This window comes from Paenibacillus dendritiformis (genome assembly GCF_945605565.1).
GTDB lineage: Bacteria > Bacillota > Bacilli > Paenibacillales > Paenibacillaceae > Paenibacillus_B > Paenibacillus_B dendritiformis_A.
On the sequence record NZ_OX216966.1, the window covers coordinates 1,650,018 to 1,663,033 of the forward strand.

15 protein-coding genes and 1 pseudogene are annotated in these 13,016 nt (G+C 46.5%); 14 read left to right on the top strand and 2 right to left on the bottom strand.

Going from position 1 to position 13,016, the window contains the following annotated elements; all coding sequences use genetic code 11:
- Window positions 1-78 precede the first annotated feature (78 nt).
- Window positions 79-636: a hypothetical protein gene (locus tag NNL35_RS07160; RefSeq protein WP_006679103.1), complete on the bottom strand. Its 558-nt coding sequence runs from the start codon at window positions 634-636 to the stop codon at window positions 79-81.
- A 416-nt stretch (window positions 637-1,052) separates the two neighbouring features.
- Here NNL35_RS07160 and NNL35_RS07165 point away from each other — a divergent pair, with 416 nt between their 5' ends.
- The 8 genes from NNL35_RS07165 (at window position 1,053) to NNL35_RS07200 (ending at window position 7,522) form a co-directional block, all read left to right on the top strand.
- Entirely contained in the window at window positions 1,053-1,502 is a 450-nt protein-coding gene (locus NNL35_RS07165; RefSeq protein WP_238535440.1) for a beta-ketoacyl synthase N-terminal-like domain-containing protein, read from the top strand.
- A 55-nt stretch (window positions 1,503-1,557) separates the two neighbouring features.
- Window positions 1,558-1,722, top strand: coding sequence for a hypothetical protein (locus tag NNL35_RS07170; RefSeq protein WP_254553057.1), 165 nt, complete (start codon window positions 1,558-1,560; stop codon window positions 1,720-1,722).
- The gene (locus tag NNL35_RS07175) at window positions 1,694-2,017 is read left to right on the top strand and encodes a 3-oxoacyl-[acyl-carrier-protein] synthase III C-terminal domain-containing protein (RefSeq protein ID WP_238535439.1); all 324 of its coding nucleotides are present in this window, start codon (window positions 1,694-1,696) and stop codon (window positions 2,015-2,017) included. Before NNL35_RS07170 ends, NNL35_RS07175 begins: the two co-directional genes overlap by 29 nt.
- 120 nt (window positions 2,018-2,137) lie before the next feature.
- Window positions 2,138-2,992 carry a restriction endonuclease gene (locus NNL35_RS07180; RefSeq protein WP_254553059.1) on the top strand — a complete coding sequence of 285 codons (855 nt, stop codon included), beginning with the start codon at window positions 2,138-2,140 and terminating at the stop codon, window positions 2,990-2,992.
- Between the two features lie 34 nt (window positions 2,993-3,026).
- A complete protein-coding gene (locus NNL35_RS07185; RefSeq protein WP_254553061.1) occupies window positions 3,027-3,938 on the top strand; it encodes a restriction endonuclease in 912 nt (303 codons plus the stop codon).
- A 341-nt stretch (window positions 3,939-4,279) separates the two neighbouring features.
- On the top strand, window positions 4,280-5,230 hold the full coding sequence (locus tag NNL35_RS07190) for a nucleoside hydrolase (protein WP_111157217.1): 951 nt from the start codon (window positions 4,280-4,282) through the stop codon (window positions 5,228-5,230).
- On the top strand, window positions 5,230-6,186 hold the full coding sequence (locus NNL35_RS07195; RefSeq protein WP_254553063.1) for a nucleoside hydrolase: 957 nt from the start codon (window positions 5,230-5,232) through the stop codon (window positions 6,184-6,186). The genes NNL35_RS07190 and NNL35_RS07195 overlap by 1 nt, the downstream gene beginning before the upstream one ends.
- A 121-nt stretch (window positions 6,187-6,307) precedes the next feature.
- Window positions 6,308-7,522, top strand: a complete 1,215-nt coding sequence (locus NNL35_RS07200; RefSeq protein ID WP_006679098.1) for a NupC/NupG family nucleoside CNT transporter — start codon at window positions 6,308-6,310, stop codon at window positions 7,520-7,522.
- Between the two features lie 106 nt (window positions 7,523-7,628).
- Here the strand turns inward: NNL35_RS07200 and NNL35_RS07205 are convergent, their stop codons facing one another.
- Window positions 7,629-9,161, bottom strand: a complete 1,533-nt coding sequence (locus NNL35_RS07205; RefSeq protein ID WP_254553064.1) for a flavocytochrome c — start codon at window positions 9,159-9,161, stop codon at window positions 7,629-7,631.
- Window positions 9,162-9,440: 279 nt separating this feature from the next.
- On the opposite strand from NNL35_RS07205, the gene NNL35_RS07210 reads away from it, so the two are divergent.
- From NNL35_RS07210 to NNL35_RS07230, 6 genes and pseudogenes are all read left to right on the top strand, one after another.
- Window positions 9,441-9,980: a histidine phosphatase family protein gene (locus NNL35_RS07210; RefSeq protein ID WP_254553066.1), complete on the top strand. Its 540-nt coding sequence runs from the start codon at window positions 9,441-9,443 to the stop codon at window positions 9,978-9,980.
- 70 nt (window positions 9,981-10,050) lie between these two features.
- The gene (locus tag NNL35_RS07215) at window positions 10,051-10,254 is read left to right on the top strand and encodes a DUF2281 domain-containing protein (RefSeq protein ID WP_254553068.1); all 204 of its coding nucleotides are present in this window, start codon (window positions 10,051-10,053) and stop codon (window positions 10,252-10,254) included.
- A gap of 207 nt (window positions 10,255-10,461) precedes the next feature.
- Window positions 10,462-10,596: a hypothetical protein gene (locus NNL35_RS30330; RefSeq protein WP_276540123.1), complete on the top strand. Its 135-nt coding sequence runs from the start codon at window positions 10,462-10,464 to the stop codon at window positions 10,594-10,596.
- Window positions 10,597-10,849: 253 nt separating this feature from the next.
- Window positions 10,850-11,065 carry a DUF4241 domain-containing protein gene (locus NNL35_RS07220; RefSeq protein ID WP_254553070.1) on the top strand — a complete coding sequence of 72 codons (216 nt, stop codon included), beginning with the start codon at window positions 10,850-10,852 and terminating at the stop codon, window positions 11,063-11,065.
- 158 nt (window positions 11,066-11,223) lie between these two features.
- Window positions 11,224-11,369, top strand: a pseudogene (locus tag NNL35_RS07225) (N-acyl homoserine lactonase family protein); the annotation flags it as partial.
- A gap of 329 nt (window positions 11,370-11,698) precedes the next feature.
- Window positions 11,699-12,931 (top strand): copper amine oxidase N-terminal domain-containing protein, encoded by a 1,233-nt coding sequence (locus NNL35_RS07230; RefSeq protein ID WP_254553975.1) that lies wholly within the window; start codon window positions 11,699-11,701, stop codon window positions 12,929-12,931.
- Window positions 12,932-13,016: the final 85 nt, after the last annotated feature.

The window sequence follows — 13,016 nt, forward strand, 5'->3', positions numbered from 1 at the left end:
TTTGTCGGTACCAAAATTCTAGTACATCTTTGATTGAAATCTAAAATGTACGAAACACTTTCCATTGACCATCCACTTTTACAAAAAAATATATTTTCCTGTCAACAAAGATTCCTCTAAGTTCAGATTTAAAGCTTTTGTTGTAATCTCTACAATAGCTACGTCACTCGAAAAGCTAAGGAGATTATGTTCATCAATCATTCCTTTAAGCTCCGTATTGTCCAACGCTATTTTGGTGAACTCGAGTATGTAGGGTTCTTCTAGAGCGTCGAAGGTGATCCAATTCGAATCATAATGAAGCTTTAATTTTTCCTCATTGTCTTGATTCTTCACGGTTTCTAGCAAAGCCATAACCCCTTTAAGCAAACTTCCCTCTACGCCTACAGTTTCTAGGTTATCCATTTTAATTTCGCCTTTTCTTCTCCGTTTCTTATCCAACTCAGCTTGTTCTCTTTCCCGGTCAGCCAGAGTAGGTGGTGGAGTTGCGATTACGATGGGGATGTCTGCTGTTGTTCTAGGATTAGTTCCTTCTGTTGGCATCGTTGGAGGAGTTGTTTCTTTTTTGTCTGCTTCTTCACGTGTGCATGCAACCAGAAAAATACTCACTAATAAAAAAATCAGGCTTATTTTTCTCATTGATTCATCCCTCTTTACTGTAAGAAATAATACAAATCAGTATGCACGAGATGGAATGGATTTAAGCGTTAGTTTATGAGGCAGGCCGACGTGATTAGAAGCTGAGAAGCATGAGGCGTGCGCGATCTAAGTCTGCTTGCTGAGGGATTGAGCCTGTTCCATAAAAGGTGGGTATATCATGTTCTTCATCCAACACTTTACATTTAGCAAGATACCCATAATAATTAATAATTATATCATAATTAGTGGGGTGTTCTATGAATCCGGTCTATATTACAAGTATAGGTAAGTTTCTTCCTGTCTCTCCGGTTAGTAATGATGAAATTGAGGATTATCTCGGCAAAATTGGAGGCAAGCCTTCGAAAACCAAGCGGCTCATTCTTGAGAAGAATGAAATCCGGTATCGCTATTAAGCAATGGATAAAGAACAAAAGAGTTTATACACGAACGCAGAGATGGCTTCCCTAGCTATTCGCGATGCATTAGAACGAAATGGGAATGTAGCAGAGCGTGGTATCGGGTTCCTTGCGACAGGTACGACAAGAGGTGACGTACTTCTGCCTGGCTTTGCCAGTATGGTGCATGCAGAGACCGGGTTGCCCGCTATGGAAATTGCATCGCATTCCGGGTTATGTGCTAGTGGAACGCATGCGCTTAAAAATGCTTATGTACATATAAAATCTGGTGAGCATAATGCGGCGATCGCTTGTGCCAGTGAGTTTCTGAGCCGTGAATTTAAACATACAAAATTTGAAGCGCAGAGTATTTATAGCAATGGACGAGTACCGTTCGACACGGATTTCTTGCGATTTATGATTTCAGATGGAGCGGGTGCAGCTTGCAAAGGGACAGTCCCTGCATATTGAATGGATTGATAACAAATCGTATGCGAATCAATATGATGTCTGCATGTATTCTGGAATGAGCAAAGAGGACGGAATTCGTTCCTGGCTTGATTATTCATCCATTCATGAAGCGGCGGATCATGGAGTTATCAATCTGAAGCAAGACGTTAGACTTGTTAATGAAATAACAAAAGTAGGCGTTCCGTCGGTTAGTGGAGCTTGTGGAGGAGGGCTGGTTTGACCCTGAGGCAATTGATTGGATGGTCTGTCATTATTCATCGCATTTTTTCAGGGAAGAAATATTCCGATTATTGAAACTTGGTGGAGTGACGATCCCGGAAGAGAAATGGTTTACGAATTTATACACGAAGGGTAATACGGGTTCCGCTTCGATTTATATTATGCTGGAGGATCTGCTGAATGCAGGACAACATCTCTCCGAGGGTGAACAATTGTTGTGCATCGTTCCCGAAAGTGGCAGATTCCAAACGTCTTTTATGCTGTTGACTGTAGTGGGATCTTCATTTGGAAAATGAATAAATTAAATTTACGAAGCCGGGAGCCAGTTGAGACAAGGGATTTCTGTGGTTTCAAACTTAATGGGGAATAATCAACAGACCTGGATGTACACAGATTTGGAAGGATGAATAATTTTAATGGCTAAAACTTACTATGCAGAAGGAAGACAGCTTGCTTATTTATTGAGGGGCTTATTCATTATTGGTGGACTTGCTATTTATTTCAGCATTCCAGGATTGCACTGGGGGTTCTTTTTCGGCATTCTTATTGGTTCGATCGTAGTAGCAGAGATCTGTGGGGCCTTCTGGACACGGAAGAGACGTAACAAGAAGCAGAAAAGCAAACCAACGAATAAGAAAACCGCTCAGACAACCTCAAGGCGAATAACTAAGGGTTGTAGAGACGATGAGGTCATCTTAACCAGCCGATTAGACGATTTATCTGGAGCAGAATTCGAGCGGTTACTTGCTCTTTACTTCAGAGATCAGGGATATGCGGTGAAAGAAGTAGGTGTTGGCGGCAATGATGGCGGAGTGGATCTTGTGATTATCGATGGCCGCGGCGAGAAGACCGCCGTACAGGCCAAGTGTTACGCTGAACATAATCTCGTTCCTGTTATGACTGTCCGTGAACTGGTTGCGGCAAAACGAAATCATGACTGTATTCTGTCGTTACTTATCACGACATCAGATCTTACTTCCCCTGCAAAAAAGGAAGCAGAGCAGTTCAAAATTGACTACTGGCATGGAGCACTTGTTGAGCAGAAGCTGAGGTCATGGGGGAAGTGGCAACCGAGTAAGAAGCGTCGTCCTGTTGAAAAGAGCAACGCGGCAGCAAACTCGGAGATCGCAAAGGCAAGGAAGGAAGTTGCAGCATCACATACAGTGACATGCAAGTGTGGTGCTCCCATGACACGAAGAAGGAACAAGCAAGGAGTTGAATTTTTGGGGTGCAGCAACTTCCCAAGATGCCGAAATACGAAATCCATATAAACTAAAATATCGATGATTCGGAGGGGGATAGAAAATGACAATTCCTGATTTCCAATCTATCATGCTGCCATTCTTGATGCGGGTAAGTGATGAACAAGAACATAGGCACCGCGATACTAAAGAAAGCCTCGCCAAACATTTCAGGTTAACTGATGAAGAACTGGATGAAAAATTGCCAAGTGGTCGGCAGACCATATTTGATAATCGAGTAGGTTGGGCACGAACTTATTTAATGAAAGCAGGGCTGCTTGAGTACCCACGACGGGGCTATTGTAAAATTACGACAAAGGGCAGAGATGTCTTAAAGTCAAATCCCAGCATTATCAATATCTCCTTTCTTCGTCAGTTCCCTGAATTTCTGGAGTTTCATACTGCCAAGAATAATGATGATCAAAAATCAGATGAACAGCCGTTGCATTCGGAACAACGTACTCCTGGTGAGAATCTTGAGTATAGCTATTTAGTTCTTCGCAAAGAGCTTGCCTTTGAGCTTTTACAGCGGTTAAAAGCGGGTAGTCCACAGTTTTTTGAGAAGGCGGTTGTGGAACTTCTAGTTAAGATGGGATATGGAGGATCAATCTCAGACGCTGGGAAGGCCGTAGGGAAAAGTGGGGATGGCGGCATAGATGGGATTATTAAAGAAGACCGGCTGGGGTTGGATATGATATACATACAGGCAAAACGCTGGGAAGGTGTGGTAGGCCGCCCTGAGATTCAGAAGTTCGTGGGCGCATTACAGGGACAAAAAGCCCGAAAAGGGGTCTTCATTACAACATCCAGCTTTACAAAAGAAGCACTAGAATACGTCACTTTTATTGATAATAAAGTAGTGTTGGTTGATGGTGAGCAGCTTGCCCAGTTGATGATTGATTACGATCTTGGGGTTTCCACCGTTGCGGTATATGAAGAAAAGAGGATAGATCTCGACTTTTTCTCGGAAGACTAACCCAAGTTAATAATCCTGAAAATGGAAGCTTTCTCGGTCGGCCCTCTCCTCACAGAGAGGGCTTTTTCCTTTTATCTCGAAAACCGGAGCAGGATGAGCACATCTACCATCCGGCACATTTTGCATCAATTCGCTCGCCGCCCCCCACTTTTTGGATTCTAATATTTTTTCATTAAGTATATATTTTTCAGAGAAATTTTAGTATTATTTTTAATTGGAATCCGAATAATAAATGTTGATCTAATATTTTTGTTCGGTTTTACAACGTCTTATACATTGATACAAAAATTACATTTCCTGCAAAGGGCGTGTTGATGTATGGGGATGGGAATGGAGATAAGATGAAGAAGAACATTTATTTTAACCATGATGGCGGCGTTGATGATTTAATTTCGTTATTTTTGTTACTGCATATGGACAATGTGGAGCTGACGGGCGTGTCGGTCATTCCGGCGGATTGTTACTTGGAACCGGCTATGTTTGCCAGCCGTAAAATCATCGATCGTTTCGGCAACGGCGGGTTGGATGTAGCCGCGTCGAATTCCCGCGGGAAGAATCCGTTCCCGAAGGACTGGCGCATGCATGCGTTCTATGTTGACGCCCTGCCGCTTCTCAACGAATCCGGTAAAGTGGTGACTCCCGTAGCGGACAAGCCGGCACATCTTCATATTATAGACACGCTGCGCGCAACGGAAGGCAAGACGACCCTGCTGTTTACGGGCCCACTTACCGACCTTGCCCGCGCATTAGATATCGATCCGACGATCGAGGAAAAGGTAGAACGCCTCGTATGGATGGGCGGAACCTTCCGTGAAGCAGGCAATGTGCATGAGCCTGAGCATGACGGAACGGCAGAATGGAACGTATTCTGGGATCCGGATGCGGCTGCTCGCGTATGGGACAGCGGGATCGAGATTGATCTGGTGGCACTGGAAAGCACGAATCAAGTGCCGCTTACGCTCGATGTTCGTGAGCGCTGGGCTGCGGAACGCAAGCATATCGGCGTTGATTTCCTGGGCCAATGCTACGCGATGGTGCCGCCTCTTGTTCACTTCTCGACGAACTCGACATACTATCTGTGGGATGTATTAACGACTGCGTTCGTTGGCAAGAGCGATCTGGTGAAGGTGCAGACGATTAACAGCATCGTGATTACGGAGGGCGCAAGCCAAGGCCGTACCGTAGAAACGGCGGACGGACGCCCGGTCCATGTCGTCTATGACGTGAATCGTGACGCATTCTTTGATTACATTACCGAATTGGCGAAAAAAGCAACGGAGAGGGATTTGTAATGTCCGAGAAAAAGCGAGTCATTATTGATACCGACACAGCCGGCGACGATACGATTGCCATTTTAACCGCGCTTCACTATTTTCAAGTTGAAGGCATTATGATTACCGGCGGTAACGTCCAGTTCGATCAGCAGGTGGAAAACGCGCTCTACACCGTGCAAGTCGCGGGAAAAAGCGGACAAGTCCCTGTCTACAAAGGGCATGAAGGCCCGATCATGGGGATCGGCCAGAAGGAGCATCGTACGGTCGAGGACGTGCATGGCAAGGATGGAATGGGGGATTCGTTTTTCGAAAAAGCGATTCAATCTCCCGAAAAAGGCCATGCTGTCGACTTCCTTATCGAAGCGGTTCATAACAATCCAGGAGAGATCCATCTTATTGCGATTGCGCCGTTAACGAATATTGCGATGGCGATCAAGAAGGATCCAACCATTGTGCCGAAGATTCCGCATCTCTACATTATGGGCGGAACGAACAATGCGCTCGGAAATATTACGCCGAGTGCGGAGTATAATTTCTACGTTGATCCGGAAGCCGCCAAAATCGTGCTTCATTCGGGGATTCCGATCACGATGGTCGGTTGGGAAATGTGCACGCAATATTCCATCATGGACGATAACGACCATGAAGAGATTGAAGCGCTCGGAACGAAGGGCGCGAAGTTTTTCAAGGACGTCAACAAGGTCGTCATGAGATTCAATAAAACGGTTCACAGACTCAACGGTACGACGCATCCGGATACGCTCCTAGCAGCCGTAGCGGCGGACGAGAAGATGATGACGAAGTCCAATCTGTATCATGTGGATGTCGAAACGGTCGGTGAGCTGACAAGAGGCTACAGCCTTGTCGATATTAACAATCGTCTGGAACGCACGCGCAATGTCCGCGTCTGTGAATCGATTGATCGAGATGCTTTTAAAGACATGCTGTTGGACGTATTGAAGTCCATTAACTAATGTGAATAATAACCGCAAATGGCCGCATTTGTATAGAAGGAAGCACTAAAATGAAGAGCGGCCGTTTGCCCCTTTCGCTTTACATTCTTGGTCATTGACACGATGAAGAAAGGACAGGTATATGCAATACATTTGGGGACTTCTAGGAATCTTGGGCATTTTTTTGATAGCATTTGCGTTTTCGAAAAATCGCAAAGCGATTAATCCGAGAACGGTGATTGGCGCGTTTGCGATTCAATTCATTTTTGCATTGATCGTGTTGAAGTGGGAATTCGGCAAGAAGATGCTGAACTACTTGGCTGCGGCCGTGCAGAGCATCATCGATTCCACGAATGCGGGCATTCAGTTCTTGTTCGGCGGGATACTGGGTGCGGAAAAGGCGGGCTTTACATTCGCCTTGCAGGTATTGCCGATTATCATCTTCTTCTGTTCCTTGATCGCGGTTCTGTACTATCTCGGCATTATGCAGTGGGCTACGAAAATTATTGGCGGATTTCTGGCGAAGGTGCTTAAAACGAGTGAAACGGAATCGATGTCAGCGGCTGCGAATATTTTCCTGGGTCCGACCGAAGCGCCGCTTGTAGTTAAGCCTTATATTGAGAAAATGACCAAGTCGGAGCTGTTCGCGATTATGGTTGGCGGACTGGCGTGTGTCTCCGGTTCCGTCCTAGGCGGATACGCGATGCTTGGCGTTCCGATTGAATATTTGCTTGCAGCGGCATTCATGGGAGCGCCGGGCGGCTTGCTGCTGGCCAAAATTATTATGCCTGAAACCGATCATCAGCTCAGAGCGGAACGCGTCGAGATGGTGAAGGATACAGAGTCCCGAAATGTCATCGATGCCGCGGCTCGCGGAGCCTCGGACGGGCTCAAGATCGCTGCCGGCGTAGGCGCCATGCTGCTGGCGTTTATATCGCTCATTTTCTTGGTGAACATGATCATTGGCTGGGTTGGCGGCGTGTTCGGAATCGAGGCCTTGACGTTGGAGCAAATTCTAGGCTACCTGTTCGCGCCGATTGCCTTCCTGATCGGTGTTCCATGGAGTGAAGCGCTGCAGGCAGGTTCCTTCATCGGTCAAAAGTTCGTCCTGAACGAATTCGTAGCGTACACTTCGTTTGCGCCTGAGATTGCTCATTTGTCTCCAAAAAGTGTTGTCATCATCAGCTTCGCGCTGTGCGGCTTTGCCAATCTGGCGGCGATCGCACTCCTCATTGGAGGCTTGGGCGGGATTGCACCTTCTCGAAGACAAGATCTGGCCGAGATGGGCTTCCGTGCGGTCATTGCCGCAACCTTGGCTAACCTGATGAGCGCGGCGATTGCCGGGATGCTCGTGTAGAAGCACCGACACCATAAAAGTAAAAGCTGGGAAATAAAACAAACGCTTGGGCTATGATGAGCCCAAGCGTTTGTTGTTGGCTAAGAGAAAAGTGGAAGCTGATCTCTTATTGTGCTTGTACGAATTCAGCCGATTTAATGCCGGCTTGGCGGCCGAAGATGATGATCTCGGCAACGGAGTTGCCGCCGATACGGTTTTGACCGTGCAAGCCGCCTGTAAGCTCGCCTGCTGCGAACAAGCCAGGAATAGGTTGGCCGTCTTTATTCAACACTTCGGTGTTTGTATTGATTTTCACGCCACCCATGGTGTAATGAATCCCAGGGGCGATTTTGATTGCATAGTATGGCGCGCCGGACAAGTCGTTGTCCATCGCCGTTGTTCTGCCGAATTCGGCATCCTCTTTATTCTTCACGGCGCTGTTCCATGTATCCAGCGTGGCTGCTAGCTCATCTGCCGGAACGCCAATTTCTTGGGCTAAAGCCTCGATCGAATCGCCCTTAATGACAAAGCCCATTTTTTCATACTGCTCAATCGCTTTCGCGCGGGATTTTACGCCGGAATCAAATACAAGATAAGCCGATTTTTCAGGCAGCTTATTGATTGCCGCCGTGACATTGTCACGAGTATCCAGCTCGTTGGTGAACCGTTTGCCCTCGCTAGACACAAGGATCGCGCCTTCACCGCGGACCGCTTCCCCGATCAGATACGAATTGTCCTGCTGTACCGTAGGGTGAACCTGGATTTGATCCATATCTACCGTGACACCGCCGAGTTTTTCAATCATCTTAATGCCGTCACCGGTGCTGCCTTCTTGGTTGGTTGTCACAAGACCTTTCAGATCGGAGCGAACCTCGCCAATCATATCCATGTTAGCGCCATAACCGCCGGTTGTCACCACGACAGCATCCGCGGCAATTGTTTTCTCATCGTTATTGTTGAAAAGGACCTTCACGCCGTTTACTTTGCCGTCCTTCTCCGTAATTTCCGTTACATTCGCATTTACGAAAAGAGGAATTTCTTTCTCTTGAACATTTTTCACCAAGCCGTTGACGAGATATTGACCCACCGCGGAGCCGTCTTCAGGACGGTGTGTGCGCTTCTCGTTCATACCGCCCGTAATCGTGATATTGTTCAAACGAATTCCGATCGAATCAAGCCATTCGATGGCACTTGCGGAATTGTCAACGAAGAAGCGAAGCATCTCTTTGTCGTTCGTGCCATGACCGCCTTTTAACGTCTCTTCGTAAAAGAGGTCATTGTTGTCCTCAATGCCTTGCTCTTTTTGGAACTTGGTCTGGGAAGCATTCATACCGGAGGATGATTTCATCGTATTGCCGCCGGCAATCGGCATTTTTTCGAAAATAACCGGGTTCATGCCTTTTTCTTTGGCTTCAAGCGCGGCAGACATTCCGGCACCGCCTGCACCGACAATGATGATATCATATTTATCTTTTAATTGATCGATAGGTGTATAGTTGGTTTGAGAAGCACCCGACACGGCTTCCGTTTCTTGGGACTCCGCCGGTTTTTCATTGCCCTGGCTCTCGTTTTGATTCTGGTTCCCGCCGCTGCCGCATCCCGCGATCACGAGCATGAAAGAGAGAACGAGAATCAACATTGCTGCTGCTTTCTTCTTCATGTTAACAACCCCCGTTTTTCTATGATGTTAGGTACACTTCATTTTAATATAATATCGCCCTCATTAATAGTGATTTTTTTCACAATGTTTTGAATTTCTTGTGACCGTGCATCGGGTTTCATGACACCTCATATCTTCCAAATCCAGGGAGTCTATGTTATCATAATCAATTACACAGAAACGGCGGGGCCACAGGCCTGCCATTCAAAATGGATTTACCCAGTCCGGAAGCTGCCAAGGCCTGAAATCCAAATTTGGCCTATAAGGAGGATATTGTTCATGAAAAATGTATACGTTGTGCGGCATTGCCAGGCAGAAGGGCAAGCTCCAGACGCGCGGTTAACCGCAGCCGGTGTGCAGCAAGCCCACAAGCTTGCGGAATTTTTGACGGACAAACATATCGAACATATCATTTCAAGCCCTTATGAGAGAGCCTGTCGCTCCATAACGCCCTTCGCCGATCAACATGGCGTTGCAATCGCTCTGGATGACAGATTGATGGAGAGGGTGCTGTCAGGCAACGATCATCCCGATTGGCGTGACATGCTTCAGAAGACATACGATGATTTGGACTTGTGTTATGAAGGCGGGGAGTCCAGCACTACGGCGATGAAGCGTGCCAGCAGCGTGATCGCGGAAGCGCTGGAGAGCGGGCACAACAACATCGTCATTGTGTCGCACGGGAACCTGATATCGCTGCTGCTGAAGCATTTCGACGACCGGTTCGGCTTCAAGGAGTGGGAATCATTGTCCAATCCGGATGTGTATCATCTAACCTTCGACAAGGATGCTCCTAGCATACGTAGAATATGGACATAATGATGGTAAATGACATGGCTTATGGTATGTTATATGGATTTATGAGGGAAAGGCGGTGCTATCTGTAGGCATGAATCGTGAAGAATTAAAGCGAATGATTGATCATATCACTGAACAAGATGCAGCAGAAGTTCTTATTGGCTATCTGAATATGAAGCGAGAACGCGAGGCAATTCGTAATCTAGAGTATGCCAGCGTGACCAGCATGGAGTTCTGGGATAATCCCGTCGACGATGAGGTATGGAACGATAGCCCCAAATGTTTAGTAAAGTGAAAGAACAGATAGACGAATTAATTCATATTTGATGCAGCATTAACCTTCAGTAACCAGGCTGTTGGAAAACCTCTGTTTTTTTCGGACGGGTGATTACCTAATCGAAACTTGGCATTCAGAGCGTCATCGCCTTCTGGAGACATCATAATCTCCTGGGGTTTTAACGTGTGGATGGAATTGCTTCTATTTTACAGGAATTTCGGCTCAATGAGTCCACATTTCGAGGAATTGCTGCACAGCTACATCATTTTAGGCCCTTTTGAGCTAAGTCGAAGAGAAACGGGTGAAATTGCTGCAGTTTTACAGGATTCCCTTTCTGGTGAAGTCGTCCCTATCGAATAGCTGTAGTTGTGCAGGATTTTGCCTACCGAATCAACGTGTCTTGAGAAACCGTGCAGTTTTGAGGACCTTGCCTATCGGATAGACATTTCATTGTGCAGTTTTCAGGCACTTCGATCAGAGCGTTTGAAATCAAAATTTTTCTACTGAGAGACAAGTCCTAATGAAGTGCCCAAAAATCCTTTGGACCTTCTCAACAGCCTGAGTAACGGAGGTTTTTTCATATGGGCGTGTTTTAAGGAGAAGGGAGATAGCCATGATGATTCCATTGGGCCAATTTGAAATTACATCCGGTAAAGTGGTTGTGTCCGATCCTTGCTACGAATTGAATGAGAATACGATAATTATGGGTGTGCTGAACAATGTAAGCAACGGAACGTGGGCCGCTCATGTACAGAAAACCGAGGTTCGGGATTGGGGAGAAGCTTGCGCCAAGCTCATTGCTTACCACATCAAGATTATTTTTATTTAAAGACGCGGATCTGTAAATGCCCAAGCATAATGATGTCCTGAAGGTGAATGGACGTTATGCTTTTTTGTCATGTCTCAAGTTTAGTTTATAACTCTCCATTTTGGATCATTGGATCAAAGTGTACCTGAGTTGTACATAATACATGGGAGGAAATGAACATGACGAATGTGATGAAAGCCCGTCCCAAGCTGTATGTCATGGATAACGGCCGCATGAGCATGGACAAAAACTGTTGATCGGCATGCATTATCCGGCTACGATCCTGAATCCGAATGCAGCGGCGGAGTTTGTGGAGTTTCCGGTCTAGAAGGCACCACCTCCCCATACGGTAAATAGTGAAAAGGAGTTCATATTGCGATGAACTCCACACTGTAGGCCCGGAGAGGGCATTTTTTGTGCATTCCAGATGCTATGCAGCAGCTCGGCCTTGAGGACTGGGCGGGTGCCTAGGGACGGAAAGATGACTACAGTACGGACATCCTGCTTTACAAAATTGCGCAACTTGGTTCATAGGGTGGATTTTCTGACAAGTGTTGCATATTATATAATCCTTTTATGCGATATTCGTTCAATGTTACAGAGAAAAAATCCGAACCCATCGGAGAAGCTGAGGTAGTGTCATATATGAGCTGTATGAGAAAATTGTGTTTTGGCATGTTAGTTATCGTTTTAAGTTTAGGAATCTGTCTCCCCAATGTGAGTGCTTCCCCCATCCAAGTCACTGTAGACGGGCGTGAGGTGGCGTTCCCGGATGAACCTCCCTATGTGGATAAGACATCCAACCGCACGATGGTTCCCGCCAAATTCGTATCCGAAAAGCTTGGCGCAAACGTAAAGTGGAACGAGGCATTGAAGCAAATCAATTTTTCGTATAAAAATGACACCGTCATTTTGGGGATTGGCGACAATCATGCGAAAGTGAATGGCAAGACAGTAACCTTCGGTGGGGGAGCGACGGTCAAAAACGGCCGCACGATGGTTCCGCTTCGCTTCATCAGCGAAGTCTTTCATGCGGATGTAGATTGGAAGCCGGAGCGCAATCAGGTCATCATCACTACTTCTGTACATAACGTTCCCAAAGGCACGTGGATCTGGGATAGCCGCATCATCGAGAGGGAGCCGGACAAGCTAATCAACTTTGCAAGCGATAATCATGTGACATCCGTGTATCTTCAAATTGATGCCGATATGGCTCCGGCGATATATCAAGACTTTATTCGAAGCGCCACAGAGAAGCGTATCAACGTGGAAGCCCTGGCGGGTCGTCCCGATTGGGCATCCAAGTCGAAGCAGGATCAAATCAAGAAGTTTATTGCATGGGTCCAAAACTATAATGCCTCCGTTAAACCCGAAGAGAGGTTTGACGGTCTGCACTTTGATATTGAACCTTATCTGCTGCCCGAATGGAAGACAGACAATAAGGCGATTCTGGCAAGCTGGATGGGCAATATGAGGCTGATTGAGCAGGAAACCAAAGGAAGCGGTATAAAAATTACGCTGGATGTTCCTTATTGGCTGAATACCGTAAAGGTTCCCGGCACGGAATACAGCTTCAGCGCTTGGTTATTGGAGAAGTTCGATTGTCTGGTGATTATGGACTACCGCAATTTTGCCTTAGGCAAGAATGGGATTGTGGAAAACGCAAACGCGATGATGAGAGAAGCAGCGACATTGAACAAGCAAGTCATCGTTGCCGTGGAGACCGCTAAAAATATGGAGAGCGATCGGACATCATTCTATGCCAAAAGTATCGAAGCGATGGAAAAAGAGCTGCAAGCCGCTCATCAAAAGCTGTCTCGACATTCGAGCTACGCCGGCTTTGCGATTCATGAATACAAGAGCTGGGCCGCGATGAAATATGAATAAGATGAATCATATATTAGTTGAATGGGTTGAATGATAGGAAAACACCTCTTCATTTAGAGCGGAAGCGTCAAGCAAGAGCCGCCTA

Coding starts and splice junctions, on each gene's coding strand:
- NNL35_RS07160 (WP_006679103.1), bottom strand. CDS start 636: ATGAGAAAAATAAGCCTGATTTTTTTATTAGTGAGTATTTTTCTGGTT.
- NNL35_RS07165 (WP_238535440.1), top strand. CDS start 1,053: ATGGATAAAGAACAAAAGAGTTTATACACGAACGCAGAGATGGCTTCC.
- NNL35_RS07170 (WP_254553057.1), top strand. CDS start 1,558: ATGAGCAAAGAGGACGGAATTCGTTCCTGGCTTGATTATTCATCCATT.
- NNL35_RS07180 (WP_254553059.1), top strand. CDS start 2,138: ATGGCTAAAACTTACTATGCAGAAGGAAGACAGCTTGCTTATTTATTG.
- NNL35_RS07185 (WP_254553061.1), top strand. CDS start 3,027: ATGACAATTCCTGATTTCCAATCTATCATGCTGCCATTCTTGATGCGG.
- NNL35_RS07190 (WP_111157217.1), top strand. CDS start 4,280: ATGAAGAAGAACATTTATTTTAACCATGATGGCGGCGTTGATGATTTA.
- NNL35_RS07195 (WP_254553063.1), top strand. CDS start 5,230: ATGTCCGAGAAAAAGCGAGTCATTATTGATACCGACACAGCCGGCGAC.
- NNL35_RS07200 (WP_006679098.1), top strand. CDS start 6,308: ATGCAATACATTTGGGGACTTCTAGGAATCTTGGGCATTTTTTTGATA.
- NNL35_RS07205 (WP_254553064.1), bottom strand. CDS start 9,161: ATGAAGAAGAAAGCAGCAGCAATGTTGATTCTCGTTCTCTCTTTCATG.
- NNL35_RS07210 (WP_254553066.1), top strand. CDS start 9,441: ATGAAAAATGTATACGTTGTGCGGCATTGCCAGGCAGAAGGGCAAGCT.
- NNL35_RS07215 (WP_254553068.1), top strand. CDS start 10,051: ATGAATCGTGAAGAATTAAAGCGAATGATTGATCATATCACTGAACAA.
- NNL35_RS30330 (WP_276540123.1), top strand. CDS start 10,462: ATGAGTCCACATTTCGAGGAATTGCTGCACAGCTACATCATTTTAGGC.
- NNL35_RS07220 (WP_254553070.1), top strand. CDS start 10,850: ATGATGATTCCATTGGGCCAATTTGAAATTACATCCGGTAAAGTGGTT.
- NNL35_RS07230 (WP_254553975.1), top strand. CDS start 11,699: ATGAGAAAATTGTGTTTTGGCATGTTAGTTATCGTTTTAAGTTTAGGA.